The 26,521-nt window shown below is 69.8% G+C and carries 26 protein-coding genes, 1 tRNA gene and 2 pseudogenes; 9 read left to right on the plus strand and 20 right to left on the minus strand.

Annotated elements, in window-relative coordinates:
• Positions 1-93 precede the first annotated feature (93 nt).
• Both SCWH03_RS15615 and SCWH03_RS15620 read right to left on the minus strand, forming a co-directional pair.
• Entirely contained in the window at positions 94-879 is a 786-nt protein-coding gene (locus tag SCWH03_RS15615) for a ferritin-like domain-containing protein (RefSeq protein WP_173264847.1), read from the minus strand.
• Between the two features lie 383 nt (positions 880-1,262).
• On the minus strand, positions 1,263-2,312 hold the full coding sequence (locus SCWH03_RS15620; protein WP_173264848.1) for an LLM class F420-dependent oxidoreductase: 1,050 nt from the start codon (positions 2,310-2,312) through the stop codon (positions 1,263-1,265).
• Between the two features lie 199 nt (positions 2,313-2,511).
• Here SCWH03_RS15620 and SCWH03_RS15625 point away from each other — a divergent pair, with 199 nt between their 5' ends.
• Positions 2,512-3,495: an aldo/keto reductase gene (locus SCWH03_RS15625; protein WP_173264849.1), complete on the plus strand. Its 984-nt coding sequence runs from the start codon at positions 2,512-2,514 to the stop codon at positions 3,493-3,495.
• A 227-nt stretch (positions 3,496-3,722) separates the two neighbouring features.
• On the plus strand, positions 3,723-6,101 hold the full coding sequence (locus SCWH03_RS15630; protein ID WP_371872685.1) for a helix-hairpin-helix domain-containing protein: 2,379 nt from the start codon (positions 3,723-3,725) through the stop codon (positions 6,099-6,101).
• Positions 6,102-6,316: 215 nt separating this feature from the next.
• Here SCWH03_RS15630 and SCWH03_RS15635 read toward each other — a convergent pair whose 3' ends face one another.
• Entirely contained in the window at positions 6,317-6,982 is a 666-nt protein-coding gene (locus SCWH03_RS15635) for a hypothetical protein (RefSeq protein WP_173264850.1), read from the minus strand.
• Positions 6,983-7,029: 47 nt separating this feature from the next.
• On the opposite strand from SCWH03_RS15635, the gene SCWH03_RS15640 reads away from it, so the two are divergent.
• Positions 7,030-7,218: a DUF5703 family protein gene (locus tag SCWH03_RS15640; RefSeq protein WP_173264851.1), complete on the plus strand. Its 189-nt coding sequence runs from the start codon at positions 7,030-7,032 to the stop codon at positions 7,216-7,218.
• A gap of 413 nt (positions 7,219-7,631) precedes the next feature.
• Here the strand turns inward: SCWH03_RS15640 and chpH are convergent, their stop codons facing one another.
• Together chpH and SCWH03_RS15650 are read right to left on the minus strand one after the other, a co-directional pair.
• Positions 7,632-7,865, minus strand: a complete 234-nt coding sequence (gene chpH / locus SCWH03_RS15645; RefSeq protein WP_173264852.1) for a chaplin ChpH — start codon at positions 7,863-7,865, stop codon at positions 7,632-7,634.
• Positions 7,866-8,149: 284 nt separating this feature from the next.
• On the minus strand, positions 8,150-9,475 hold the full coding sequence (locus tag SCWH03_RS15650; protein WP_173264853.1) for a M20/M25/M40 family metallo-hydrolase: 1,326 nt from the start codon (positions 9,473-9,475) through the stop codon (positions 8,150-8,152).
• Between the two features lie 158 nt (positions 9,476-9,633).
• Here SCWH03_RS15650 and SCWH03_RS15655 point away from each other — a divergent pair.
• Positions 9,634-9,721 (plus strand) — tRNA-Leu (locus tag SCWH03_RS15655).
• Positions 9,722-9,809: 88 nt separating this feature from the next.
• Here the strand turns inward: SCWH03_RS15655 and SCWH03_RS15660 are convergent.
• Positions 9,810-11,012: a tyrosine-type recombinase/integrase gene (locus SCWH03_RS15660; RefSeq protein ID WP_173264854.1), complete on the minus strand. Its 1,203-nt coding sequence runs from the start codon at positions 11,010-11,012 to the stop codon at positions 9,810-9,812.
• Between the two features lie 107 nt (positions 11,013-11,119).
• A complete protein-coding gene (locus tag SCWH03_RS15665; RefSeq protein WP_173264855.1) occupies positions 11,120-11,683 on the minus strand; it encodes a hypothetical protein in 564 nt (187 codons plus the stop codon).
• Positions 11,684-11,819: 136 nt separating this feature from the next.
• On the opposite strand from SCWH03_RS15665, the gene SCWH03_RS15670 reads away from it, so the two are divergent.
• The 3 genes and pseudogenes from SCWH03_RS15670 (at position 11,820) to SCWH03_RS29895 (ending at position 12,859) form a co-directional block, all read left to right on the plus strand.
• On the plus strand, positions 11,820-12,002 hold the full coding sequence (locus SCWH03_RS15670) for a helix-turn-helix domain-containing protein (RefSeq protein ID WP_173264856.1): 183 nt from the start codon (positions 11,820-11,822) through the stop codon (positions 12,000-12,002).
• 94 nt (positions 12,003-12,096) lie between these two features.
• Positions 12,097-12,652: pseudogene (locus SCWH03_RS15675) on the plus strand (recombinase family protein); the annotation flags it as partial.
• Complete coding sequence (locus SCWH03_RS29895; RefSeq protein ID WP_371872686.1) at positions 12,647-12,859, plus strand: helix-turn-helix domain-containing protein; 213 nt, start codon at positions 12,647-12,649, stop codon at positions 12,857-12,859. The pseudogene SCWH03_RS15675 and the gene SCWH03_RS29895, both read left to right, overlap by 6 nt.
• Before the next feature lie 21 nt (positions 12,860-12,880).
• Here the strand turns inward: SCWH03_RS29895 and SCWH03_RS15680 are convergent, their stop codons facing one another.
• The 10 genes and pseudogenes from SCWH03_RS15680 to SCWH03_RS15725 form a co-directional block, all read right to left on the minus strand.
• Positions 12,881-13,735 carry a hypothetical protein gene (locus SCWH03_RS15680; protein ID WP_173264857.1) on the minus strand — a complete coding sequence of 285 codons (855 nt, stop codon included), beginning with the start codon at positions 13,733-13,735 and terminating at the stop codon, positions 12,881-12,883.
• The gene (locus tag SCWH03_RS15685; RefSeq protein WP_254076777.1) at positions 13,716-14,588 is read right to left on the minus strand and encodes an aldo/keto reductase; all 873 of its coding nucleotides are present in this window, start codon (positions 14,586-14,588) and stop codon (positions 13,716-13,718) included. The genes SCWH03_RS15680 and SCWH03_RS15685 overlap by 20 nt, the downstream gene beginning before the upstream one ends.
• A 29-nt stretch (positions 14,589-14,617) precedes the next feature.
• Positions 14,618-15,805 carry a cupin domain-containing protein gene (locus SCWH03_RS15690; RefSeq protein ID WP_173264859.1) on the minus strand — a complete coding sequence of 396 codons (1,188 nt, stop codon included), beginning with the start codon at positions 15,803-15,805 and terminating at the stop codon, positions 14,618-14,620.
• 14 nt (positions 15,806-15,819) lie between these two features.
• Positions 15,820-15,957 carry a hypothetical protein gene (locus SCWH03_RS15695; RefSeq protein ID WP_169748831.1) on the minus strand — a complete coding sequence of 46 codons (138 nt, stop codon included), beginning with the start codon at positions 15,955-15,957 and terminating at the stop codon, positions 15,820-15,822.
• 493 nt (positions 15,958-16,450) lie between these two features.
• On the minus strand, positions 16,451-17,284 hold the full coding sequence (locus SCWH03_RS15700; RefSeq protein ID WP_173264860.1) for a helix-turn-helix domain-containing protein: 834 nt from the start codon (positions 17,282-17,284) through the stop codon (positions 16,451-16,453).
• Positions 17,281-17,793 (minus strand): DUF6879 family protein, encoded by a 513-nt coding sequence (locus SCWH03_RS15705; RefSeq protein ID WP_173264861.1) that lies wholly within the window; start codon positions 17,791-17,793, stop codon positions 17,281-17,283. Before SCWH03_RS15705 ends, SCWH03_RS15700 begins: the two co-directional genes overlap by 4 nt.
• A complete protein-coding gene (locus tag SCWH03_RS15710) occupies positions 17,777-17,989 on the minus strand; it encodes a hypothetical protein (protein WP_173264862.1) in 213 nt (70 codons plus the stop codon). Before SCWH03_RS15710 ends, SCWH03_RS15705 begins: the two co-directional genes overlap by 17 nt.
• Positions 17,990-18,333: 344 nt before the next feature.
• On the minus strand, positions 18,334-18,990 hold the full coding sequence (locus SCWH03_RS15715; RefSeq protein ID WP_173264863.1) for a class I SAM-dependent methyltransferase: 657 nt from the start codon (positions 18,988-18,990) through the stop codon (positions 18,334-18,336).
• 71 nt (positions 18,991-19,061) lie between these two features.
• The gene (locus SCWH03_RS15720) at positions 19,062-19,286 is read right to left on the minus strand and encodes a hypothetical protein (protein WP_216854752.1); all 225 of its coding nucleotides are present in this window, start codon (positions 19,284-19,286) and stop codon (positions 19,062-19,064) included.
• An 85-nt stretch (positions 19,287-19,371) separates the two neighbouring features.
• Positions 19,372-19,842, minus strand: a pseudogene (locus SCWH03_RS15725) (hypothetical protein); the annotation flags it as partial.
• 163 nt (positions 19,843-20,005) lie between these two features.
• Between SCWH03_RS15725 and SCWH03_RS15730 the strand changes: the two are divergent.
• Both SCWH03_RS15730 and SCWH03_RS15735 read left to right on the plus strand, forming a co-directional pair.
• A complete protein-coding gene (locus SCWH03_RS15730) occupies positions 20,006-21,376 on the plus strand; it encodes an NsdA family TPR-like regulatory protein (protein ID WP_503827452.1) in 1,371 nt (456 codons plus the stop codon).
• A gap of 452 nt (positions 21,377-21,828) precedes the next feature.
• On the plus strand, positions 21,829-22,746 hold the full coding sequence (locus SCWH03_RS15735) for a pseudouridine synthase (protein WP_173264959.1): 918 nt from the start codon (positions 21,829-21,831) through the stop codon (positions 22,744-22,746).
• On the opposite strand, the gene SCWH03_RS15740 is transcribed toward SCWH03_RS15735, so the two are convergent.
• From SCWH03_RS15740 to SCWH03_RS15750, 3 genes are all read right to left on the minus strand, one after another.
• Positions 22,719-23,348 carry an MBL fold metallo-hydrolase gene (locus SCWH03_RS15740; RefSeq protein WP_173264864.1) on the minus strand — a complete coding sequence of 210 codons (630 nt, stop codon included), beginning with the start codon at positions 23,346-23,348 and terminating at the stop codon, positions 22,719-22,721. The two genes, SCWH03_RS15735 and SCWH03_RS15740, sit on opposite strands and share 28 nt — an antisense overlap.
• Positions 23,345-24,430 carry an S-(hydroxymethyl)mycothiol dehydrogenase gene (locus SCWH03_RS15745; RefSeq protein WP_173264865.1) on the minus strand — a complete coding sequence of 362 codons (1,086 nt, stop codon included), beginning with the start codon at positions 24,428-24,430 and terminating at the stop codon, positions 23,345-23,347. Before SCWH03_RS15745 ends, SCWH03_RS15740 begins: the two co-directional genes overlap by 4 nt.
• A 414-nt stretch (positions 24,431-24,844) precedes the next feature.
• Positions 24,845-26,305 (minus strand): amino acid permease, encoded by a 1,461-nt coding sequence (locus SCWH03_RS15750; RefSeq protein WP_173264866.1) that lies wholly within the window; start codon positions 26,303-26,305, stop codon positions 24,845-24,847.
• Between the last annotated feature and the right edge of the window lie 216 nt (positions 26,306-26,521).

Consider the following 26,521-nt stretch of genomic DNA (forward strand, 5'->3'; position numbering starts at 1 on the left):
AGGACGGGCAGGACGGGCAGGACGGGCAGGACGGGCGGGACGGGCGGGACGGGCGGGACGGGCTAAGCCTGAATCCCCACCACGACGAGCGGCTCAGACGACGGGGGCGGTGGCCGCGGGGCCGCCGAGGGCGTCCCGCCGCTCGGGCATCCTGAGCGTCACCATGCGCCGCCAGCCACCGGCCCGCTCGAAGGCGTACATGGCGTGGACACCGGCCGTGAGCGCCGCCGACTTGGCTCCGGGCCAGTCCAGGATCCGTGCCATGTGCGACATCACCGCGAGGCTGACGTCCCGGTGGACCACGATCTCGGTGAGCGCGCAGTCGCGCAGGATGCCCCGGATGACGCGCCCGTGCCCGGCGCGGGCGAGGCGGAGCAGTTCCTCGTGGCAGTAGGAGAGGTGGTTGTCCTCGTCGTTGCAGATCTGCTTGACGGCTTTGCCGACCTCGGGGTGGTCCCCGAAGAACTTCACCAGCATGTCCATCTGGTCCGCGGCGCGCTGCTCGGTGACCCGGCTGTGCGAGAGGTAGACCACGATGTCCCGTTCGGTGAGCCGTTCGTCGTGGCGCAGCTTCTCGTGAGCCAGTCCGATGCCCTGCTTCTCCAGGAGCATCGTGTAGTCGGTCTCGGGCGGGACCTCGACCGGCTCCAGACCACGCTTCTTCAGCAGTGCGGTGAAGATCCGGCCGTGCTTGTCCTCATCGGCACCATGCCGGGCGATCTTCGGCGCGAGTCCGCGCATGCTGTCGGGTACGAGCGCCGCGATACGGCCGTTCTCCCAGCCGCCCTGGGCCTCGCCACTGGCCGCGATCGAGCAGAAGAGCTGGTAGGCGTCGTCGCTTTCGAGGATCTCCTGGAAAAGACTTCGGGCCGAGAGCATCACTGCCACCTCCGTGAGGCACCCGTGGGCGACGGGTGTCCGCAGAGAAAGAGTCAAATGCGGACTGGGCGAACAGGCAACAGGTGACCTGGCCCAATCCGCCGAAAGGAGGAGCAAACAGATCATCGGGTACTCGGGAGGGCGTATGCCGCCCCCCGTAGCCTTCGGCGGTGCACCGGAGTCCGGCCGTGACCGAGGGCGGGGTGAGGCGTTAGACCTCGTGACGGCCGTGGCGGGGATGACCCCGAGCCCCCACCACGGCCGCAGGCATGTCCGGCACCGGACGGACCGGGATCGGCATCCGGCCCGGAACCCGCTCCCAGGCCGAGCGGACCGGCCGTGCCGGGCGTCACGGGTGGGCGAACGTCGCCTGACGCGCCCTCCTAGGCGAGGCCCGCCCGCTCCAGGGCCTCGGTGCCGGCCCGCAGCGCGATCAGCCGCTCTTCCCGGGTGAAGCCGGCGGGAGCGAGGGTCAGGGTGGTCACCCCGGCGGCGGCATAGGCCCGCATGCGGTCCGCGATCCGGTCGACGGTGCCGAGCAGGGCGGTCGAGTCGATCAGCTCGTGCGGCACAGCCGCGGCCGCCCCGGTCTTGTCCCCCGAGAGGTACTTGTCCTGGATCTCCGCTGCCTCCTTCTCGTATCCCATGCGCTGGGCCAGCCGGTTGTAGAAGTTCTGCCTGCGGCTCCCCATGCCGCCGACGTACAGCGCGGTGTAGGGGCGGAACATGTCGGCGAGCGCCTGGACGTCGTCACCGACGGCGAGCGGCACGGTGGGGCAGACGTCGAAGCCCTCCATCGTCTTCCCGGCCTTCTCCCGGCCCGCGCGGATATGGCGGATCGCGGTGTCCTCGAGATGGTCGGCGGAGGGGAAGATCAGCAGTGCCCCGTCGGCGATCTCGCCCGTCTGCTCCAGGTTCTTCGGGCCGATGGCGGCGATGTACAGCGGGATGCGCTCGCGCTCGGGATGGACGGTCAGCTTGATCGGCTTGCCCGGACCGCCGGGAAGCGGAAGGGTCCAGTGCTCGCCCTCGTAGGTCAGGCGCTCGCGCGTCATGGCCCTGCGGACGATCTCGACGTACTCGCGAGTGCGGGCCAGGGGCTTGTCGAACGTGACGCCGTACCAGCCCTCGGACACCTGCGGGCCCGAGACGCCGAGACCGAGGCGGAAGCGCCCGCCGGAGAGCGAGTCCAGCGTGGCGGCGGTCATCGCCGTCATCGTCGGCTGGCGGGCGGGGATCTGCAGGATCGCGGAGCCGACGTCGATCCGCTCGGTCTGCGCCGCGACCCAGGACAGCACGGTCGGCGCGTCGGAGCCGTATGCCTCGGCCGCCCAGCAGACGTCGTAGCCGAGGCGATCCGCCTCCTGGGCCACGGCGAGGTTGTCGCCGTCCATGCCCGCGCCCCAGTAACCGAGGTTGATGCCCAACCGCATACCGCTCCCCTTACCGCTCCGCACCGCTCCGGATGTGCCGAACCACTTCCGAAGTACCGATTTACCGATGAGTAACGTCCTGGGTCGGGACTCTAGCGCGGGGAGCGGCGTCGCGTCAGGGGGCGGCGGGTGACGGCTTCGCGGGCGAGTTGTCCACAGGGTCGCTCCGGGTTCGGCCGTGGCCAGTAATCTCGCGCCCATGGAGCAGAGGCATCTCGGCCGTACCGGACTGCGCGTGTCCCGGATCGGGCTCGGCACCCTCACCTGGGGGCGGGACACCGGCGAGCACGACGCCGCGGACCAGTTGAAGGCGTTCTGGGAGGCCGGCGGCACGCTGGTCGACACGGCGGATGTCTACGGCGGCGGCGAGGCGGAGTACCTGCTCGGCCAGCTGGTGGAGCGGCTGGTACCGCGGCGCGACCTGGTGATCGTGACCAAGGCCGGCAGCATACTCGACCCGGTGCGGCGGTACGACGGCTCCCGTGGCCATCTGCTGGCGGCCCTGGACGCCTCGCTGGAGCGGCTGGGGACCGATTACGTGGACCTCTGGCAGGTCCACGGATTCGATCCGCACACACCGCTGGAGGAGACGCTCCAGGCGCTGGACATCGCGGTGGGCAGCGGCCGGGCCCGCTACGCGGGGGTGTCGGGCTTCTGCGGCTGGCAGCTCGCCAGGGCCGCCACCTGGCAGCTCGCGGCGCCGGGCACCCGGACCCGTCTCGCCGGCGCGCAGATGGAGTACTCGCTGCTGCAGCGCGGCGTCGAGCGGGAGGTGCTGCCCGCGGCACTGGACCTCGGTGTGGGGCTGCTGCCGTCCTCCCCCCTGGGCAGGGGTGTGCTCACGGGCAAGTACCGGCACGCGACGCCGGCCGACTCGCGCGGGGCGTCGGAGCAGCTGGCCGCCTTCGTGGAGCCCTATCTGGACGAATGGGCGACACGCATCGTGGAGGCGGTCGTCACCGCCGCCGACGGGCTGGCGGCGAGCCCGCTGGAAGTGGCCCTCGCCTGGGTCCGCGACCGGCCGGGCGTGGCGGCGCCGATCGTCGGCGCCCGCAACGTCCGGCAGCTCACGCAGGCGTTGTCAGTGGAGGGAATTAGTCTTCCTGACGAGATCCGCCGGGCGCTGGACGACGTGTCGGCGCCCGTGCACCGCTATCCCGACCAGGACTGGAGCACGCTGTGACTGCGCTTCCCGGGGCAAGCCCCGGCACTCCCGCCGAGGACCCGGTGGCCGGGGGCCCCGGTCACGGCGAACCCGCGGCCGGCGGACCCGCGGCCGGCGGACCCGCGGCCGGCGACGCGGCGGCCGGTGATCCGGGATCCGGGGACTCGGCGGCGGGGCGTTCCGAGCACCGGGACTCCGCGGCGGAGGACCCCGAGGCCGCGGGCTCCGGGCCGGACTCCGGGCCGGTGCGGGGTAGCGAGGTCTCACAGGCCGAACAGGCAGAGCAGGCAGAGCAGGAGGAGGGGGCCGAGGGGGCCGAGGGCACCGATCGCAGCGAGGTGGCAGGCCGCGCCGGGGCCGGCTCCTCCGCCACCGAGGCGGCGGGCCGTGCCGGGAGGGTCCCGGACAGGGCGCCCGGTGATGCCGCGAGCGGTGAAGCGGCGCACGCTCCAGGGGCGGGGGGCGATACGGGGTCGCCCGCGGGTGCGGAGACGGAGGGCGGAGCGGAGGGCGGATCCTCCGGCGGCGAGGAGTCCGGTGCGCCCCTTGGCGAGGCCGCCGGGGGCGGAGCGGGCACCGAGGGCGGCGGGTCGTCCGAGGCACGGGCCGAGCTGGCCGCACAGCAGGAGTTGCGGTCCCGGATCGAGAAGCGCAAGGCCGAGAGGCCGGGGCCGATCGAGGCCGGCGGAAGGCTGAGCGGCACCGCGGCAGATCTGCTGGCGGCGGTGCGGGCGGTGGAGAGCGGCGCCAGGCCGCCGGGCGCCTTCTTCGAGGCTTCCGCCGCCCCGAGGAAGCCGGCCCCCACGTCCGTGGCCCGGCCGGAGCGGCCGCGGGTGCCTGCTCCCGGGCCCGCCCCGCGGCAGACCGGTCCGGGCACGGTGGCGGCCGTGCGGGAAGTACTCGTGTCGGGCGGTGCTCCGGAGGGTCTGGCCGCGCGGGTCGCCGGTGTGCTGGGTGATCAGGCCGGCGAGGCACTCCGGGAGGACCCCTGGCGGCTGCTGGCGGTGCCCGGTGTGCAGCCGGAGCAGGCGGACGGTTTCGCCCGTGCGCTACTCGGCGCGGAGTGCCGGCCGGACGACGGCCGCCGGGCCGCGGCGCTGGTCGGCTGGCTGCTGGAGCGGGCCGCGCTCCGAGGGCACACGGCAGCGGAGTCGGCGACGGTGCGCGAGGCGCTCGCCCGGCACTCCGTGCCGGACCCCGACGAGGCGTTGCGGGGCGCCGTCGCCGAGGGAGCCGTACTGGTCTTCCAGGACGGCGTCGACGCCGCCGCAGCACCGGTGCGGACCGAGGAGAGCGGGGCGGACGACGGACACGGGGCGCCGGAGACCGGGGAGGCCGCCGGACAGCCGGAGCCGGTCCCGGTCCTCCTCGGCCTGGACCGGTACGCCCTGGCCGAGGAGAGCCTCGCGGACGGTCTCACCCGGCTGGCCAGAAGCGTGCAACCGGCTTCCTGGGAGGCAGCGGCAGACGCGGCGGCCACTCCGTCGGCCGCGGAGCTGGTCCGCGCCGCCGCCGGGCACGGCCTCGTCGCCCACACGGGGGGCGAGACGGCACGCGGCGAGCCGGCCGCCCTGGTCGCCGCCGCCCGCGGCCTCGGCCTGCGAGCCGTCACCGCGGTGCACAGCGAGAACGGCCGGCGGAGGACGGGCGCCGGCGCGGTCACGGTGCGGGGACTGCTCTCGGGTGCGGAGGGCCCCGGCCGGGACGACGACGGCGCACTGGCCGTGGATCTGCTCGCGGTCCTCGATGCGCCGCAGCTCGACGTCGAGTCCGCGGCCGCGCTGGTGGAATCCCTGCCGGACGGGTGCCGGCTGGTGCTGAGCGGGGACCCGGGGGTGCTCTGGTCCGCCGGCGCGGGGCGGGTGTTCGCCGATGTGCTGGCCGCCCGGGTATGCCCGGTCGTCGCCTCCCGCACACCCGATCCCGGGCCGTTGGGCGAGCTGGTCTCGGGGGTGGGGGCCGGCGAACTCGTCCGGGTCGACGCCCCCGGCAGGGAGGTGGTGATCGTTCCGGTTCGGGACGCGGGCGAGGCCGTGCACCGTACGGTCCAGCTGGTCGCCGACTCGGTCCCGAGGGCGATCGGAGTGCCGTCGGCCGAGACCCAGGTCATCACCGTCGGCCATGGCGGCTCCGCCGGCACGAGGGCGCTGAACGCAGCCCTCAAGGAGCGGTTCAACCCCGGTCCCGGTCGCTTCGGGGGCTTCGACCCGGACGACCGCGTCGTCTACTCCCCCGCCGCCGGGCAGATCCTGACCGGCACGGTGGTCTCGGCCGGCGCGGAGGGGCTGCACGTCGACTGCGAGGGCGCCGCCGTCGTCGTCCGGCAGGACCGGGTGGGGTCGACGCTGCGGCACGGCTGGGCGCTCACCGCGCATCAGGCGGCCGGAATGCGCTGGCCCGCAGTCGTCGTCGTGCTGCCGGGAGACACGGTCCAGGGCCTGAACCGCGCCTGGGTCTACACCGCGTTCAGCCGCGGTGAACGCCACCTGTCCGTGGTCCACGGCGTGGAGCAGGCCCTGCCGCGCGCGGTGGCCGGCATCCCTCCCGAGGCCAGGACGACACGGCTGCGCTCGCTTCTGGAGAGCCTGCTCCGACCCGGCGGGGCCGAGGCCGCCCCCGCCTGAGCGGGTCGTGCCCCGGTGCGGCGGGACGCCCTGTCCGGCGGAAGGCTGTCCCCCGGGTACCGCGCGCCCCCGTCCGCCGCCCGGCACCGGCGGCGCAAGCCGTGCCGCGGGGGCTGCGGGGTGGCGGCACCGGGGACAAGGCGAGGCATCGTGCGGAGACCGGTGATCCCCGGGCCCTCGCACGGCGCCTCGCACCGCGCTCCGAGCGGCTCCCGCTACGCGGAGTTGAGGTCGCCCAGATCGTCGTCCAGGTCCTCCTCGTCGAAGACGGCGCTGACGTCGAAGCGGCAGACCACATGCTCCGGATCAGCCTGATCGAAGGGCGTACTGAGCCACTCTCCGGGCTCGGGCAGCTCGTCGGCGGCGGATACCCACAGCGTGGAGTCACCCTCCTCCAGTCCGAACTCCCTGTGCCTCGATGCGATCTCGTCCGGTTCGAACTCCCCGAACAGCACCCCGAGCGCGGCGTGCACGCTGGCTCCCACGACGGCCGCGGACGGGTCGTCCGCGGTCTCGTCCCGGTCGAGATCCGCGATCCGCTGGGCCTGGGCGAGCAGCCGCTGCGGCTCCACGACGGCGTAGTCACGGCGGATCAGGACACTCAGCGCGTTCGGTTCGTCCGGTCCCTTGTACGGCGGCATCGAGTCGTCCGCGCCGGGGATCTCGAACGGAGTGACCTCGTCGTAGCGGTCGTAGAGCCGCTCGTCGTACGCCTCGGCCGCGGCGGCAAGGGCGTTGAAGGCCGCGTACACCGCCGGGTCGTCCTCTCCCGTGCGGTGTTCGACCGCTTCGAGGTGGCGGTCCAGCGCGGCTTTGACCGCCTCGGCGGCGGCGCGGACCTCGGCAGCCGTAGGCTGCGCAGGAGCGGAAGCATCAGACATAGTGCAGACGCTATCCGTACTCGGCCCATGCCCGCACAATAGATGCGATGCCGGAATACGAATTCGTCGACGTGCGCGTGCCCCGTGGGACCTCCCGCACGGAGGCCACCCGCCTGCTGACCGACCATGCCGAGTACGGGCACTGGGAGTTGGACAGGCTGACCCTGCTCCGTGACGGCAGCCGCCGCGTACGGTTGCGCCGTCGCATCATCCGCCAGGTCCGTGCCACCTGGTGAACGCCCGTCGCACAAAGTACGGAGCGGGTCCGCGGTCGCGGATCCGCTCCATCGGGTCTTCCGACCGTCACGCGGAGGCACGGCTCTGCGATAGGGCACCGCTCCGCCGAGCCGCGGACCGGCCCGCGTCCGGAGCCGACGCCGGTGCGGGCGAGTTCCTCGGTGGCCCCCGGTGGTCCGGCGGTGTCGGCGTCCGGGGCGTCCGGGGAACCGGCCTCGGCCGGAGTTCCACGCTCCACGGGTTCTGCGGTTCTGCGGTTCTGCGGGCGACCCCGGCCCACCGGGCGTCCCGGGCGTCCTTCCGGACCCCTGCGGGCGCGGTGCCTGGGAGCAGGCTCCACGCGGGCGGTCCCGAAGCGCGGGCCATGCGCTTCGGGACCGCGGTCAGTCCCTCAGGGAGGCGAGACGCAGCGTCAGTCGTTGACGCAGACGTTGCCGAAGGCCGGGTTCAGCAGACCGATAACGGAGACCGTGTTGCCGCAGACGTTCACCGGCACGTGGACGGGCGCCTGCACCACGTTGCCCGAGAGCACACCGGGCGAGTTCACGGCGGCACCCTGGGCACCGGAGTCGGCGACGGCCATGCCGGCACCCGCGAGAACCAGGCCACCCGTGGCAGCGGCAACGGCGACGACCTTCTTGATCATTATTCCTCCTCGTTGACAATGCGATCCCAGCTGCGGACCGCACACCTGTAACGAGGAGGGGCTAATGGGGCTACTAGCGTATGAGCCCATTCACTCTTCTCAGTCGCATGCGCACACAGAGACGAATGCCGACGTCACGTTCCGGCGGAGGATGCTCTCCCCTGCCCGCGAACCGGCACGCGGGATCCCGCACCGCGGCGGAGCCCGCACATGAACTCGCACCGCGGGACGGACCCGGACCGACCCGGACCCGGCACGGCAGGCCGGAACCCGGCACCGCCCGCTCAGCTCGCGTCGAGGAAGCGGTCCAGCACCCGTACGCCGAACTTCAGGCCATCCACCGGAACGCGCTCGTCCACACCGTGGAACATCCCCGCGAAGTCCAGCTCGGGCGGCAGCTTCAGCGGCGCGAAGCCGAAGCAGCGGATGCCCAGGTCGTCGAAGGACTTGGCATCCGTGCCACCGGAGAGCATGTACGGCACGGCCCGGGCGATCGGGTCCTCTGCGCGCAGGGACGACTGCATGGCGTCCACGAGGCCGCCGTCGAAGCTCGTCTCCAGTGCCTTGTCGGCGTGGACGTCCTCACGGCGGACCCGGGGGCCGAGGATCCGGTCGAGATCGGCGAGGAACTCCTCCTCGTGACCGGGCAGGAAGCGCCCGTCCACGTGCGCGGTCGCCTGCCCGGGGATGACGTTGACCTTGTAGCCGGCACCCAGCATGGTGGGCGCGGCCGAGTTGCGGAGCGTGGCGCCGACCATCTTGGCGATGCCCCCGAGCTTGGCGAGGGTCGCCTCCATGTCCTCGGGGTCGAGCGGGGTGCCCAGGGCGTCGGACAACTCGTCCAGGAAGGACCGGACGGTCTTGGTCACCCGCACCGGCCAGGTGTGGCGGCCCAGCCGGCCGACGGCCTCGCAGAGCTCGGTGACGGCGTTGTCGTGGTTGGTCATGGACCCGTGCCCCGCGGTGCCCTCGACGGTGAGCCGCATCCAGTGCATGCCCTTCTGGGCCGTCTCCACGAGGTAGAGCCGCAGGTTCTCGTTGACGGTGAAGGAGAAGCCGCCGACCTCGCCGATCGCCTCGGTGACGCCCTCGAACAGGTCGGGGTGCCGGTCGACGAGATGGCGGGCGCCATAGGTACCCCCCGCCTCCTCGTCCGCGAGGAACGCCAGCACCACGTCGCGCGGGGGCCGGCGGCCGCTCCGCAGCCGGTCGCGCACGACGGCGAGGGTCATCGCGTCCATGTCCTTCATGTCCACCGCGCCCCGGCCCCACAGGCAGCCGTCGGCGATCTCGCCGGAGAAGGGGTGGTGGGTCCAGTCGCCCGCGTCCGCCGGGACGACGTCGGTGTGGCCGTGGATGAGCAGTGCCGGGCGGGAGGGGTCCTCGCCCTCGATCCGGGCAACGGTGGAGGCCCTGCCCGGGTGCGACTCGATGATCCGGGGCTCCAGACCGACCTCGGCGAGCTTCTCCGCCACGTACTCGGCGGCCGCCCGCTCGCCCGGTCCCGAGTGGTCGCCGTAGTTGCTGGTGTCGATCCGGATCAGATCGCGACAGAGGTCGACGACCTCGTCCTCGCCGGTGGCCTTCCGGGCGGTGTCCGTCTCGCTCACGCTGTTTCCTCCCGCTGTCGCTCTGGTGGTCCTCCATATCCTCCCCCGCCCGGGGCCGAGTCCCAAGGGCGGCCGGAGGCCGGGGGTGATCGGGCACCTCGAATGTTTGCTATGGTTTTCCACGTCGGAACGGCCCACGGCCGGGAGACAGACACCTTGTCCGGGTGGCGGAATGGCAGACGCGCTAGCTTGAGGTGCTAGTGCCCTTTATCGGGCGTGGGGGTTCAAGTCCCCCCTCGGACACCAGCAGAGACCCCAGTTCACCTGGGGTTTTTCTGTTTCTCCGGCTGTGGCGTGACCGACCACGTGGCCAACAGCCGAGCGAACTTCCTGGTCAGACCGGGGATGACAGGCCGAGACGGCTGGCACTCGAAGCGGCCAGCTTCTTCGCTCCCTCAGCGCGACGCCTGCCGTACCGCGCCATGGTGTAGCCCGGCGAGTGGTGCCGGGCGTTGGCCGAGACCTCTACCGGGTTCTCGTGGTTGTCGAGATCGTTCGTGATCTTCGATGCCCGCCAGTCGTGCAGCCGGAAGTTCTCCGGCAGGTGCAGGCGGTTGCGTGCCGTCCACCAGCGCGCCGACACCTTCTCGGAGTCCTGTGGTCCGCCTGCCTCGCCCCGGTACAGCTTGAAGCCGTCGCGGGCGAACACGAGGTCATGGTCCACCCAGAGATCCCCGAGGCGTTCCCGCTCCGCGTCCTGGCGTTCCTTCTGCCACTTGAGGATGTTCATCAGGGCTTGGTCTACGTAGATGATCGCGTTGTCGTCTCCGTCCTTGGTGAGCTTCCGCAGCCGGTAGGTGTTGCCTTCCTCGACCACGACCCAGCCCAGTTCGATGGCGCACTCATCCCAGTGGATGAGCGACCACTTCCACCCCAGCACCTCGCTACGGCGGCATGAGGTGGCCGCGTAGGCGGTCCACAGCGGGGCGTCCCGAAGGCAGTGGTGAGTCAGCCCGCCGTCACAGGCCCGGTTGCCGCACGGCTTCCAGATGTCCGCCAGGAACCCCCGCGTCTCGTGATCGTTGAGCGTGAGGAAGTCCGGCTGTGCCGCCTTGATCTGCCGCTCCGTGGGCGGGTTGGCAGTGTGGGCCGGGTTGACCGCGAGGAGCTTCCTCGGTCCAGTCACCGAGTCCAGCGCCGCCGAGATGATGTTGTGGATGTGACGGACGCTCTTGGGGCCGAGAGGCTTGTTGCCGTTCGCCTCGATGGGCGTGGCCTCCAAGAGCCGGTACAGCTCATCAAGCCGCTCGTCCGTCACCTCCACCACCTTGACCTTGCCTATGTGCGGCTTGATGTGCAGCCGGATCTTCGGCTCGTAGCCCTCCCTCGTGGTGCCCTCGCCCCGATGCTTGGCAAGCCACCCGTCCATGAGCTGGGCCATGGTCATGTCGGAGCGGGGCGTGAGGGTGCCTGCCTCGTGGTCGGTGTGCCACTTGCGCAGCGCCCGTTCCGCCTCGGTCTTGTTCTTGTACTCGCGCCCTATCCAGTAGCGCCCCTTCTTGCCCGTCGCCGGGTCGAAGTGCAGGGGCGTACGCACGCCCCAGGTGTTCGGTCGGCCCGTGCGCGGGATCTCCACCGGAGTCCCACCGAGACCGTTGCCGCGCTTTGCCACCCGGCTACTTCCCCCTCGTTCTGTCCCAGCCGTTACGGCTGTCGCACGTCTCCAGCGCCGTTGGCAACCTTGATCCCCTTCAACATCTCGACCGCCTTGTCCGTGAGCTGTCCGCCCGCTTTGCCCTCGACCTTGGTCAGGAATCCCCGCTGACGCGCCGCCCGAAGGTGACCCTTCAACGTGGCCTGCTTGGTTCCAGTAATGACTTCGAGGTCTTGGATCGGAGCGCGCACCCCGATCTCCACGAGTCGCACGTAGAAGCCGGAGAGAACTGCCAGGTACTCATCCGTGACCCTCCTCGCCCCCTGAATGTGGTCGAGCACGGCATCCACCGACATCCCCAGAACCTCAGGCTCTTGCACCGCTTGCTCGCGGAGTTGGGCGCGGTCCTGTGCAGGCGTCGTCGTGACGATCTGACGGAGGACTGTCGAGGAGATACCGCGAGCGATCTCCTGCGGATCGCCGTCCTCTGCCGGTTCGATGTGAACCTCGCGGGGGCCGCCGGCCATGAAGCCATGAGGGCGGAACGTGGTGACCTTCCAGGGGCCGATGCGCTGCATCGTCGTGAGCCCCTCGCGAGGCGAGTTGTCTGTCATGCGCAGCAACATACGGAACCGAACCGCACTGGGCAAGTCAGGGTGTGACGCATCCGGGTTTGACGGAACCAGACTGATAACTCAGGATGGGCAGCCCGAGGGGAACCGTCCCCTCCGCTAACCGAGGAGCCGTCCTTTGCGGAACGCCCGCCTGATGAGCGTCGCCGACCTGGCCGAGTACCTGGGCGTGACGCCCGCGTGGGTCTACAACAACCACCGAGCACTCAACATCCCCGCCTGCAAGATCGGCGGACATCTTCGCTTCCGCCCCGCCGAGGTGGACCGCTGGATCGAACGGGACTGCCGGGAAGCCGCCTGACCTGAATCCCAACCCCGAGCCAGCCGGACGGCTGACCGCGCCTACCAGAAGGGAGCACATGCAAACCATCAACAACCGGCGCACACCGCGCCACATGGGAAGGATCAGGACTCAGTGCGCATCGACTTCGGACCCGGCCACGGGCCGCTTCGCCCTCGTGCCCTCACTCAAAGCCGAACTCACCGTAAAGACCCCGGCCGACCGCAACCCCGGTAAGCGGTGGGTGCAGGGTGGGCCCGTGCCCGTGGTGGCCGAAGCCGTGCCGGGCGCAGCGATACGACTGGGCTATGCCAGGTGCAGCACGGTTGGGCAGGAACTCCAGTCCCAGTTGGATCTACTCGCCCGTGCCGACTGCACCCGCGTCTTCTCGGAGAAGATCAGTACCCGCGTGAAGGGGCGGCCGGAACTGGAGAAGGCCCTCACTCTCGCGCGGGAGTTCAAGGCAGCCGCACCGAATCAGCCCGTCATCCTCACCGTGGTGGAGATGAAGCGCTTTGCCCGCAACGCGGCGGAACTCATGAATGTCCTCCACCCTGCAAGCGGACGGCATCCAACTGGAACTCCTCTCCGGTCCCTTGCAGGGTGTGTACGACCCGAACGGGGCGGGAGCCATCGTGTTCGCCGTCCTGGCGGTGGCCGCCGAGGTGGAGCGGGAAGGTATCCGGGAGAAGACGTTGGAGGGGCTGGACACTGCGGCCCGTAAGGGCAACCACGGTGGACGCCCCTCCGTCGTGGATGACGACAAGCTAGCCATAGCCCGTGCCAGGCACGCCAAGGGAGAGAGCGTCACAGCCATCGCCAAGGCTCTGGGGATCTCCCGGGCCACCTTGTACCGGCACATCGGTGAGAGCGACTGAGATAGGCGCACAGGGGCACGGTCAGGCGCTCACCTCGGAGTGCACCGGGACGGGCGGGCTCATTCCGGTGAGGGCCTCCGCACGGGCCACGAGGTGGGGCGCAAGGTCGGGGTACCAGCCACGGGCTACGGCTTGCAGCATCTCGGCCAGGGCCGCGAGTTCCCCGATTCGGCCGGCGGGGGTGTCGAGGGTCGGCGCAAACTCCTTGCGGATGCGGGCGGCTACGTCGGGAACAAGCAGGCTGTTGGCATGGAGGAGTCCCGCGTCATAGCCGAAGGGCACCCGTCCCCACCGCTCCCAGTCCAGCAGGCACAGGGGCGCGGCTGTGAGGTTGCCCCAGTGCAGGTCACCGTGACCGGTCACCCGCTCCACCTTGGCGGGGGCAGGGATGCCGAGGAACTGGGGGAAGGCTCGTTCGATCCACCCGTCCCGCACGGTGGCCTTCACTCCCTCCGCTCCAGCGAGGAGGGCAAGGGCTTGGCGAAGGTCCGCCCACCACTCGTCAGGCAACCCCGGGTCGTGGTCGATGTCGGCCCGGTCCGGGGACACGATGGGTTGCGTGAGGTAGTCCAGGACTTCCGACTCGAAGGCCCACTCGCCGTCAGTCCAGTCATGCACCGCGTACAGGTGGGGGCGGGGCACGCCGTCAGGTACCAGCTCCGAGGCGCCGACGATGCCTTCCCCCGCCTTCCTGCCCGCGTTCCTCTTCGCCGTCCGGCTGACCCGTAGCCACCGGCCCTCCGCTCGGCGTCCGAGAGTGACACCGAGGAAGCCCCACGCCAGCGGCCCCGTGCAGGTGAGGTCCAGTGCCTTGGCCGCCCGGTCGTGGGCGGCCTCCATCAGGGCCTGCACCTCCTCATTCACCGGCGAGTTCATCCGTCACCCTCCTAAGTTCCTGGGCCGTCAGCGGCGCAGCCAGAGCCTTGGCCACATCGTCCCAGTGCTCGCGGGTGCTCGCGGAGGTGAGTACGACATCGAGGCCAGGGCACGAGCCAGGGGCCAGCAGGGCAGCGGCTGCGGCCGACAGGCCGGGGCGGATGAGGTTCACCAGTTCGGGTGTCATGGCGTCGAGGAGTTCGCCCCCGTGCAGGGGAGCGGAGCCGAAGGTGATCAGCCCTGCGTCCTTCGCTTGTACCAGAGGTCCGCCGCCGTTCAGGGCCTGTGTGATCGAGGCATCCATGATCAGGCTGACGGGCATCTGCAAGGCCGTGAAGTGGTGCTCGGCGGAACCGGCCGCCTGCCGGGCGAGTGTGAGCAACTCGGGCACGCTGAGCGCTCCGGAGGTCAGGCCCGACCAGGTGGCGACGCCGTACCCGCCGATCCTGCCCGCATGGGAGAACTCTTCCAGCGCCGTGAAGGCTTCCCGTACACGCCCGTGCAGAACGGCACGGTCAAGGCCGTGCCCGTGGTGCTCGGGGTTGTGCACGAACACAAGGTCCACGCGACCGAGCGCGGCCAAGGAACGCTCCGCCTGCCAGTGGACGAAACCCCGTTCAAGGCTGTGCCTACCGGCCGCCTCTTCCCGGGCGAGCGCTCCCTCTGCCAGGGCGGTGCGGCCTTGTTCCTCCGTGAAGAACCCCGTCTTCGTGGCTACCCGCGCGGTCGGGTACTCCCTGAGAACGGGGCGCAGTTCCTCATGCGCCCGTCCATGGGCGTAGTTGGGTGCCGTGTCCACCCAGGGGCTACCGGCGGCCAGGGCGGTGCGTGCCGCCTGAGCAACGGCACGCACGCGGTATGTCCCCAGGCAGAGCGCGGCGGTCACAGCACCGTCCCCACTACTGCGACGGCGTGGCCCTCGATGAGGATGGAGACCAGTTCGGCCACCTCCTTGACCTCAAGCCCGGCGGAGTCGGCCATCTCCCCCAGAGTGGTCGGCTGGTTGGTCAGCAGCGTGCCCAGCGCGGGAGCGGCGGACTCGGCGAAGTCCCACGCGGTACCGGCCGCCGAGAAGGTGACCGTGCCCTGTTCGCGGTTCGCCGTCAGGCGGCCCCTCGGAGTGGTGAGCTTGACCGTGATCTCCCCCCGTGCGGGGAGGCCGTCCACGTAGGGCAGGGACGGAATCGCGTGGCCCAGGTCCGTCGTGTCGATCGACTCTGCCCACCGCTCCACGAGGCGGTGGTCCGCCATCATGTCGGCCACTTCACGGCGTACGGCGTCGGTGAAGTCCGACTGTTCCACCAGCGAGCCGAAGCGCGGGATGTCCCTGCGGAGCGCGAGGGACGCCCGGAGCTGGTCGACGACCCAGAGCATCAGGTCAGCGCCCGTGTGCGGGACCATCCCGAACGTGAGGTGAAGGGATTCTGTCCCTTGGTCAGCGGTGACCGAGTGCCACCAGCCGCGCGGCAGGTAGAGCACGTCACCCGGGGACAGAACGAGGTCCGCCACCGGGACGCCCTCCGGTTCCTCCGGCGACTCCACGTCCCGGAAGGTGGGCGCTTCACGGGTCATCCCCCACAGGCGCCACCGCTTCGAACCGTGCAGTTGGACCACGACCACATCGTGGTCGTCCCAGTGCCGGCCGAAGCCCTCCCGATCGGTCCACGAGGCGTACACGTTGGCCTGCACGGAAGTCCCTAGGAAGCGTTCCAGTCCCTCCGCAGCCGCCCCCACGGCGGGGTGGATCTTCTCCACCGCGTCCAGGACCAGCGACGCCCCCTCCCTGAGCTGGCCGTGGAAGTCGGACGGCTGGATGCGGGACCAGGTGACCGCGCGGCGGTTCGTGGTCGGGATCGCGTAGCGGTGGAGCGGGACCATCTCGCCGTCGACCGACAGGCGCAGCCGGGGCGGCTCCAGCCGCTGCGTGGCGATGATCCGGTTCAGGTCACCCCAGGAGAACAGGCCCGCCGTGTCGGCGGCCCCGGGGAAGTGCGCATAGGAGCGGTGGTACGTCTGGGCGAGGAACGTGTCCCCGCCCAGACGCCCCGCCCACGAGGCTGCATCAAGCAACGTGGGCGCTCCCGTCAGTCGTTGCCGTCGGAACGGCCACTGCTGACGTCAGACTCCTGCTCGGCGCGGGTGCGCGCGGCCACGATCTTCCGCTTCGCGACGAGCAGGCCACCCCCCTCGGGGGCCACCGAAGTGGTGTTCTCTTCCACCATCGGACTACCTCTCTCTTCTCGGGGACTCCCGCCGGGAATTCGGCAGGAAGCAAAGGGAGACAGCGGCGAGTGCGGCGGCTACCGGATCGCCAGAGTTCCGGCGAGAACCAGGACGCACGCCACGCATCACGTCGCCTTCGGCTCCACCGCGACGGGGCGGAGAGCACTGGCAGGCAACGAACTGCGGCCCGTGCACCGAGGGCACCCGCACGGCGGGTACTTGGTCGGCGAACCCAGGATCACCGCATTGCGCGGCTCCACCTGCACCTCACGAACCGGGCCGTACGTCCGGCCGCCGTCGTACGACACCCGCAGAGTCATGCGCCCCGTCACGAGCGCACACCACCATCAGGGCCGAACGTCGGCCGGTACTCCAGCCCCCGACCTACGCCGTAACGCACCCGCTCTTCGTTTCGCTCGGTCGCTGTCATGGGGGAAATCATTGGCCCAGAAAGTGGCGGCTGTGTAGTTCTTTCCCGTCATGGACTAAAGATCATGAACGGCAGGCGGCAGCCCACTCCGTCAACAAGGCTCGCGCTTCGGCCCCGAACAGCGCGTACCCCTCCAGTGTCGAGAACAGTTCCAAATGCATTTCGATGTCGCGTGGATCTCTCAGGATCACGACTCCGGTGGTGTTCTCCACAGTGGCCAGGGTGTTGTCGTAGACAGTGAAGGTGTCCATCGGAGCCATGGGCTTGTATCCCGCGATTGGGATGACACCGAGCTTCACATTCGGCAGGTGGGTCAATGAGGCCAGCCGGTCAATCTGCATCGCCATCGCGGCCGGGGGCAGGATTGGCCACCTCACGGCCTGTTCGGTGAGGATGAAGGTGAACCGCTTCTTCGTGTCGTAAAGAACCTCCTGCCGCTCCAACTTCCTCGCGATCGCCTTAGTGATATCAGCCGGTGAATGGGCAAGGCTGGCCCGGATGTACTCAGGAGTGGACAGCAGTCCCGTAATCATCGAGAGCAGGAAGAAGCGGAACTCGGTAGAGGAGGATTCAAGCGCGGCAAGTTCGGTCTGCTTCTTCTCCAGCCCCCTTCGCCGCAGCGAGCGCAGGTCTTGCCACTCGGTATTGGCCAGCCTTGCAAGGGCAATGACCTCCTCGATGACCTCGGGCGGAGCAACGACAGCCCGGAGGATTCTCTCCAGGTCGAGCAGGCTCGGTTGCGCTTTCCCGTTCTCGATCCGACTGATCTTCGATTGGGACATGTTGCAACGCCGAGCGAGCCGGTCCCCAGTGAGGCCGGCTCGCTTGCGTAGTTCTTTCAGCAGGGCGGCCAATTCTTGCTTCGGCTGCCCCAACTGTTCAGGGTCGAACGTCACCCGCTCACGTACTCCAGGAATGGAACCGACTCGGCAATGGCAATCCGCTTCCACTGCCGGTATGACTCGGGATCACCCTCGCATAGTTCCCGGTTTATCTGCGTCCCGTCTTCCCGGTAGTTCATCAGGACCACCTTGGACTCATCGAACATCCAGAAGTCCTGATCCGGAAGGCCCGGGTTCTCTCGGCCGGTGAGGTCGAGGATACGAATATCCTCGCCCGCCTTGATGTGATGCCGGTAGTAATACTCGAACTCGAACCGGAGGTAATCCGAGAGCGGGCGTGTTACGACGTGGACCCTGCCGACATGCTTTCCTTCCGAGGTCCATTGCCGGACCTCGTCCATCCATGCCGAGGTGTAATCGTCCGGCGAATTCTCCCCGGCGAGAAAGCGCTTCAGCTTCTCCGCTTCCTGGGGCATGGTGTAGACGGGCAGCGTCTCCAGCCGCCACGCCTCACGCTCCATGGAATCGAAGCAGTCATTCCACGCGTCACCATCCAAGTGCACGGACAGCCTCCCTCAGAACGTCCTCGGGAATCTTCACCAGCGCCTCACCTGCCGGGGGCTGGAACGCGGCGCACTGGTCGCCCTGAACAACGATTCCGCCGTCCGTCTCGTCGCGGTAGACGTTCGGGCAGTCTTTCTCTCCACACTCGCCGTTGCCGTTGCCCGTGAGCCGGGTGAGTGCCGAACGTTCGGACATGCCAAACCCCCTTGCTCTGGACCCGTTTGGGCCGCCTGCCCACCGACAGTAGAGGGGGTGGCGCCACGCGTCTATGCGTGAACGCGACTATGCGTGTCCTTGCATAAACAGGTCCCCGACCGCCCCAGCCACCCCCGGCACGTCGCTTCTCTCAGGCTTCAGAGACGAGTGGACGCAGCGGGCCCCACTTTTCCCAGCTCAGCGGCATGACTCGTTCGGTGCAGCGTGCGCGACAGGTGTCGTAGATGCAGTTGGCGGCTGGTGGACGGTCCAGATGTTCACGACCTCGACAACGCAGGGGGCTTCTACTCCTTCCGATACCAGACCCCTGGCGCGCTGACCGTTCAGCGCTGGTGCCAGACCAGCGCGTAGCGCCAGAACAGTCGCCGACGCAGCCGTGCGCCGGGTAGTTCGTGGCGAGCGTCGCGCACGATGTCTGCGAAGTGCATGGTCGCCGGTCGGGTCGGGGCAGTCATCGAGGCCGGTCGCGGTGACTTGCGGCCCTTGTTCTTGATCCATGCCATGGCGACATTCGACGGAATGGCGACGGCGTCGATCAGGTAGTCGCTCCGAGATTGCGGGCGGTAGAGACCGAGGACGACCAGAGTTCCGCCAGGCGCCAGGTGCTGTCGAAAGCGGTTAAGGGCGTCGCTGAACGGCAGATGATGGATGGTGGCGACACATGTGATGACGTCGTAGGGACCAGGGGGTATCTCGTTCAGTGCGTCTCCGACGGTGAAGGTCACCGGGGCCGCCGGGGCTGTGAGCTCCCGCGCGCGAGCGACGATGGCGGCATCGACATCGATGCCGTGCACCACTCCAGCCCGTGAGACCAGGAGCCTGGCAAGGCCACCGCTGCCCGATCCGACGTCCAGGGCGCTGTTGAAGCGTTTTGGCAGTTGGCGCAGGATCCACCGGTGATAGTGGGCGTTGTGGTCCCAGGGACGGGTGGCATGAAACTGCTCAAGTGCGCGAAGAATGCGGGTCAGCAGTGTCGTCATGGCGTGAGTCCATCAGAGGTCCGGTCGCCTGGGACACCATCGCCGGGCAACCGCTGACGGCGACGACGCCGTCAGCGGTTGAGCTGGGCCATCAGCTCGCGGTTCGCGGCACGGGCGGCTTCGAGGTCCTCGTCCCGTTCGGCGAGTTCGCCGCGCAGATCGAGGATCTGCTGTTCCAGCTCGGTGGTCCGACGCGTGAGTGTCTCGATGTCGGCAGGGGCGCCGAGGCCGGAAGCTTCCCAGGCCGCTTGCCCCGGTGCCTCGGAGAGTCGCCGTTCGAGCCGGGTGATGTGCATGGAGAGGCAGCCGTTTCGGGCCGTCAGATTCGCGACGTCGGCCAGCAGTGACTGGCGGCTAGCCTGCGTCCCGGTCGCCGTGCCGGGCGGCGGCTCGGAAGCGCGGGCGGCCGACGTTGGAGATGTGGCCGTCGAGCTCGACCTCGTTCAGGGCCATGAAGGTGGCCGCCTCGCGGAGCATCTTCAGGTGCTCGGCGGTCACGTCCGGCAGGCCGAGCGTGGCGAGGTGCTCGTCCCGGAACAGGTACGAGTACACCTGGTACGCGATGGACAGGACCTCGCCCGTGTCGCTGGTCGAGCGGCCGTGCGCCTTCACGAACTCCAGCGCCATCTGCTCGACGCTCGCGGCCTCGGTCTCGTCCACGCCCAGCAGGCCGTCCGTCACGGTCTGCCAGTCGATGACGAGCCAGGTGTTCGCCTCGAACCGGAAGAAGTACTCGGCCGGGTTGAGGGTGATCTTCTTGCCGTCCACGGTGATACCGGGCAGGCGGTTCCAGCGCGGGTCGAACGCGTCGGGCAGTTCGACCGTGATCGTCGCGGTGTCGACGGTGGTCATCTGTGTCTCCGTTCCGGGCGGGGCGCAGCTTCGCTACGCCTGTCGGCTTGGCTGGCCACGCGAGGCGGAAGCTCCTGCTCATCGCCCCGCGTGGCACGACCCTGAGTCAACAGGTGTGCGCTCGCCGTGAATATGGAAGGAGCCTGGCGGTACCTTGAAACCCTTGAAACCCGGCCCCGGGGGGTGGCTTCATGGCAGCACGCCGCGTACTCCGAACCACAAGCTGGCAGCCCTCTACGCCGAGACACGCTGGAACCTTGGCGAGTTAGCGCGTGCGGTCAACCGAGTCGGAACGGAGACCGGCCGCCGGTTGAAGTACGACGAGTCCGCCGTCTCCCACTGGTTATCCGGCACACGCCCCATGGCCAAGTACCAACCTGTCGTGCTGGAAGCCCTCACCCGCAAGCTCGGCAGACAGGTCACCGCGTTTGAAGCTGGCTTCATTGATCAGCCCGACATCAAGCCCGAGGCGACGGATACCGTTGCCGGACTGATCGATCTCGGGAGCATGGACATGGACCCATCTCGAAGGGGCGTACTCGCAGCGGGCCTGTACTCGGTCGCACTGACCATCCCTGGCTGGCCCGACGTACTCTCGCGCTTCGAACGGATCAAGACCAACCCGCACACGCGGATCGGCATGGCCGAGGTTGAGTCCGTCATCGCCATGACCGAGCGCATCAGCGAGCTGGACGACCAGTTCGGCGGGCGTACCGCCCGGCCCATGGCTGCCGCGTTCCTGGTGAACAACATCGCCCCCTACCTACAGGCCACGGCGTCCGACGAGGTACGCAAGGCGATGCTCTCGGCCGCTGCCGATCACCTCTACCTGACGGGGTACATGGCCGTTGACGAGCGCCTGGACATGCTCGGCCAGAGCTACTACATGAAGGCCCTGGAGCTGGCCGGCGCAGCCGGGGACCACCTCACGTACTGCACCACCCTGCGCGGCATGAGCGTCCAAGCGGTCGAGCTTGGTCACGGCGCAGCCGCCTTGCGCTACGCGGGCGCGGCGTCGGCCGCCTCACCCGAGGCCGGACCGAGGATGCGGGCGTTTCTCGCCGGACAGCAGGCACACGCCCTCGCGCAGACCGGGGACCGAAGGGGAGCGTGGGCCAAGCTTCGTGAGGCAGAGGTGGCGATGGAGAAGGCAGAGTCCAAGGCCAAGGCCCATGGCTCATACGACCCGGCGTCCCTGAGCTACCACGTCTCCCAGGTGAGCTACGAACTCGGCGACCGCGAGGGAGCCATCCGAGCCCTTAAACAGTCCGAGAAGGTCAGGCCCGCCGTGTACCGACGTGCCAGGGTCCGTCACCGTTCGATGCTCGCCGAGTGGAAGCTACAGGTTGGGCGACTGGAGGAAGCTGTCCAGACCTGGCACCTGTCCCTGGACGATTACCCCCACGTCCAGTCCGGCCGTGCCGACGACCGCTTCCGCGCGATACTCTCCGCCCTTCGACCGCACGCCAGAAACCCCCACGTCCGCGAGCTGACCGAGCGCGCCCGGCCCCTGGCCACCGCACGCCGGGCCTGACCCACTGGTTCGAGCTGGCACCATGGCAGCAAGAGCCCTGATCAGACCCATGGTCCGAGGGTTGGTCACGTGACCAACGCATGACCAACAGGGGTCCGAGAGGGCCTGAAACAGCAGGAAAGAACAGGAGAAACGCCCGCCGAAATCAAGCCTGTCTACGGGCGTTTCCCCAGGTCAGAGCGGTTGTGGGCTGGTGCCCGAGTGGAGAGTTCAAGTCCCCCCTCGGACACCGGCTGAGACCCGATTCCATGTGGGTCTTCTGCTTCTCCGGCTGTGGCGTGTGCGACCACGCGTGACCAAGCGCGTGACCGGCCATGCGGCCGACAAGCCGGGCGGGCCTCCCCGGACCGGGGTGACGGGCCGCGGACGCCTTTCTTGCAGGTGGCGGGTGCGCCCGTCCGTGATGGGGAGGAGGTGCGGGAGCCGTGGGACGCGGACGACGGGCGGCACCGGTGTGCCCGCTGCCGCAGCGGGACGGGATCGACCCGGTGCGGCTCCGGCTGCCCGGTGACCCGGACCGGGCCTGGCCCACCGTGCGGGACCATCTCGTCCACCGGTTCGCCGGGACGGTCGGCGCCGAGCGGGTGGACGCCATGCTGCGGGACGGGCGGTTCGTCGGCACGGACGGCCCCCTCACCGCGGACGAGCCGTACACCGCGGGGCGGCACGTCTGGTTCCACCGCGACTTCGCACCCGAGGCCCCGGTGCCGTGCGAGGTCGGGATCGTCCACCGGGACGAACGGCTGGTGATCGCCGACAAGCCGCACTTCCTGGCGACCACACCGCGCGGCAGCCACATCACGGAGACCGCGCTGGCCCGGCTGCGGCGCGATCTGGGGCTGCCCGCGCTCCAGCCGGCGCACCGGCTGGACCGGCTCACCGCGGGGCTCGTGCTGTTCGTCGTACGTCCCGGGGACCGGGGCGCGTACCAGACGCTGTTCCGCGACCGCCGGGTGCGCAAGGAGTACGAGGCGGTGGCGCCGTACGACCCGGGGGTCGCGCTGCCCGTCACGGTACGCAGCCGCATCGAGAAGGAGCGCGGGGTCCCCGCGGCCCGGGTGGTGCCGGGCGAGCCGAACAGCGAGAGCCGGATCGAGCTGCTGGAGCAGCGGGGCGGGCTGGGCCGGTACCGGCTGCTGCCGGCCACCGGCCGTACCCACCAGCTGCGGGTGCACATGAGCGGCGCCGGGCTGCCGATCCTGAACGACCCGCTGTACCCCTCGGTGCTCCCCGAGGGGCCGGAGGACTTCTCCCGTCCGCTGCAGCTGCTGGCGCGGACGCTGGAGTTCACCGACCCCTTCACCGGCGAGCGGCGGCTCTTCGCCAGCCGAAGGCGGCTGGCTCAGTGGCCGCGGTCGATCCACTCCTGAAGGTGCGGCGCCTCGGCGCCGATCGTGGTCGTCCCGCCGTGCCCCGGGCGGACCAGCGTTCGCGGGGGAAGCGTCAGCAGCCTGTCCCGGATCGAGTCGATGATCGTCGGGAAGTCGGAGAACGACCGGCCGGTCGCTCCCGGGCCGCCCTCGAAGAGGGTGTCCCCGGTGAGGACGGTGACCAGTTCGGGAGCGTGGAGGCAGACCGCGCCGGGTGCGTGGCCGGGGGTGTGCAGGACGGTCAGGGTGACGCCGGCGACGGTCAGGGGCTGCCCGTCGGCGAGTTCGCCGTCGGGTGCGCGGCCGGGGTGGGTCCGCTTCCACAGGGGGAGGTCGTCCGGGTGCAGCAGCACCGGGGCGCCGGTGGCGTCGGCGAGTGCCGGGGCCGCGTCGATGTGGTCGTTGTGCGCGTGGGTGCAGACCACGGCGCGCAGCGTCCGGCCGCCGAGGGCGGTGATGATCGCGTCGGCGTCGTGGGCGGCGTCGACGACGATCGCCTCCTCGTCGTCGCCGACGATCCAGACGTTGTTGTCGACCTCCCAGGTGCCGCCGTCCAGGGAGAAGGTGCCGGAGGTGACCAGCAGGTCCACACGCGCGGTCACAGGACCACCACCGAGCGGAGCACGTCGCCGGTGTGCATCCGGGCGAAGGCCTGCTCCACGTCGCCGAGCCCGATGGTCTCGGTGACGAACGCGTCGAGGTCGATGCGCCCCTGGAGGTGCAGGTCGACGAGCATGGGGAAGTCGCGGGACGGCAGGCAGTCCCCGTACCAGGAGGACTTGAGCGCCCCGCCCCGGCCGAAGACGTCGAGGAGGGGGAGGTCCAGCTTCATGTCGGGGGTGGGGACGCCGACGAGGACGAGGGTGCCGGCGAGGTCGCGGGCGTAGAAGGCCTGCCGGTAGGTCTCGGGCCGGCCGACGGCGTCGATCACGACGTCCGCGCCGAAGCCGCCGGTCAGCTCGCGGACGGCTGCCACGGGATCGCCGGTACGGGAGTTGACGGTATGGGTGGCACCCATCGTCCGCGCGGTCTCGAGCTTCCGGTCGTCGATGTCGACGGCGATGATCGTGGTGGCCCCGGCGAGCCGCGCGCCCATGACGGCCCCGTCGCCGACACCGCCGCAGCCGATGACGGCGACGGAGTCGCCCCGGCCGACCCGGCCGGTGTTGACGGCGGCCCCGATCCCGGCCATCACGCCGCAGCCGAGCAGGCCCGCGGCGACCGGGGAGATGGCCGGGTCGACCTTGGTGCACTGGCCGGCGGCGACCAGGGTCTTCTCGGCGAACGCGCCGATGCCCAGGGCCGGCGACAGTTCGGTGCCGTCCGTGAGGGTCATCTTCCGCCGGGCGTTGTGGGTGTCGAAGCAGTACCACGGGCGCCCCCGGCGGCAGGCGCGGCAGCGGCCGCACACGGCGCGCCAGTTGAGGACCACGTAGTCCCCCGGCTCGACCTCGGTCACTCCGTCGCCGACCGACTCGACGACGCCGGCCGCCTCGTGTCCGAGGAGGAACGGGAAGCCGTCGTTGATGCCGCCCTGTTTGTAGTGCAGATCGGTGTGGCAGACCCCGCAGGCCTGCACCTTCACCACGGCCTCCCCCGGTCCCGGGTCGGGGACGACGATCGTCCCGACCCGCACCGGCTCGTTCTTCCCTGGTGCGACCACGCCCTGCACCTGCTGCGGCATTGCCAGACCTGCCCTTCCTCGCGCGGTGGGTGTCGCCACACACTACGGCGTACGGCGGGGGCGGTCGGTGCGGGACGTCCGCCGAAGGGCACCGCCGCCGGTGCGGGAAGCGCGCGTCAGGGCCGGGCGGGCCGCGGGCGGGCCGGGGCCGGTGCAGGGCAGGGCGTCATGTACAGGGCGTCACGGGCAGGGCGTCACGGGCAGGGCGTCACGGGCAGGGCAGCCGCGAACCGGCGGCCGAAGTCGGGGAGTCGGGGCCCGGCGGCCGCGAACCGGCGGTCAAGGACCCTGCGGCAGCGGCTCCGGGCGGGTGGGGACCCGCCCGCGCCGCCCCCGCCCCGGCGGGGCGTATCGTCCAGGCGGTGCCCCGTCGTGCGGCATCTCGCCGGTGCGATGCGTACCGGGCCCGAGGTGTCAGGGCGCCCCGCGCCCGGCGGCGATGCGCCGGACCCGGTTGCGGACGGCATACCAGCCGCCGACGAGGCCGAGCGCGATGAGCGGCAGGCACTCGATGGTGGTACGGCCGATCCCGCCCTCCATCCACATGAGGACGAGGACGCAGACGAGGAAGACCAGGGTGACGATCTGGGTCCAGGGGGCCCAGGGCAGGCGGTACGAGGGGCGGGTGAGCCGGCCCTGGTGGGAGCGGTTCACGAACAGCAGCGAGCAGATCATGATCATGCCCCAGGTGCCGATGATGCCGATCGAGGCGAAGTTCAGGACGAGTTCGAACGCCTTGCCGGGCATCACATAGTTCAGGATCACGCCGATGACACCGAATCCCGCGGTGAGCAGGATACCGCCGTAGGGCACGCCCCCCTTGTTCATGACGCCGGTGAACTTCGGCGCGGAGCCCGCGACCGACATGGAGCGCAGGATGCGGCCGGTGGAGTAGAGACCGGAGTTGAGGCTGGAGAGGGCTGCGGTGAGCACGACGAGGTTCATGACACTCGCGGCGCCGGGGATGCCGAGCTTGTTGAAGACGGTGACGAATGGGCTCTGGTCACCGGTGTAGGCGGTGTACGGCAGCAGCAGCGAGAGGAGCACCACGGAGCCGACGTAGAAGAGGCCGACGCGCCACATGATGGAGTTGATCGCCTTCGGCATGACCTTCTCGGGGTTCTCGGTCTCACCGGCGGCGACACCGCACAGCTCGACGGAGGCGTAGGCGAAGACGACACCCTGGATGAGCAGCAGCATCGGCATGACACCGCTGGGGAAGAGGCCGCCGTTGCCCGTGACGGTGGCCAGGCCCGGGGTGTGGCCGCCGACCTGGTGCCCGGTCACGACGAGGAAGATGCCGATCACCATGAAGAGCACCAGCGCGCCGACCTTGATGATCGCGAACCAGAACTCCATCTCGCCGAAGTACTTCACCGAGATGAGGTTGGCGGTGAGGACCACGGCGAGTGCGATCAGGGCGAGTACCCACTGGGGGATGTCGCTGAAGGCCGACCAGTAGTGGGCGAACACCGCGGCGGCGGTGATGTCCGCGATGGCGGTGGTCGACCAGTTCAGGAAGTACAGCCAGCCGGCGGTGTAGGCCCCCTTCTCCCCCATGAACTCGCGCGCGTAGGAGACGAAGGCGCCGGAGGACGGCCGGTAGAGGACCAGCTCGCCGAGCGCCCGGACGACGAAGAACGCGAAGACGCCGCACAGCGCGTATGCGATGAACAGCGAGGGGCCGGCGACGGCCATGCGCCCGCCCGCGCCGAGGAAGAGGCCGGTACCGATGGCGCCGCCGATGGCGATCATGTTGATGTGCCGGGACTTGAGGTCCTTGCGGTATCCGGCGTCTCCGGCGTCCGTGTGGAGGGTGCCGGCCACCGGGGCGGCGGCGGGCGCGTCGGACGCGGCCAAGCTGTGGTCACTCATACAGTGGTTCGCCTTTGTGAGGGGTACGGAGGCCGGACTCCTCCGGCGGTCTTCCCTCCGGCGCGGAGGACGGTCGCCGCCGGAGGGTCGGGCGTACGGAGACGGCCCGACACCACACGGTCGCCTCAACCTGGGATTCTGGCAGCGACTAACCTCGCTCGTATATATATCTAAAGTATTCAAGTGGTTAAGACAAAGTAAAACAAGGTCAACTCG

Origin of the sequence: Streptomyces pacificus (assembly GCF_011766325.1) — a bacterium.
GTDB classification, from domain to species: Bacteria; Actinomycetota; Actinomycetes; order Streptomycetales; family Streptomycetaceae; genus Streptomyces; species Streptomyces pacificus.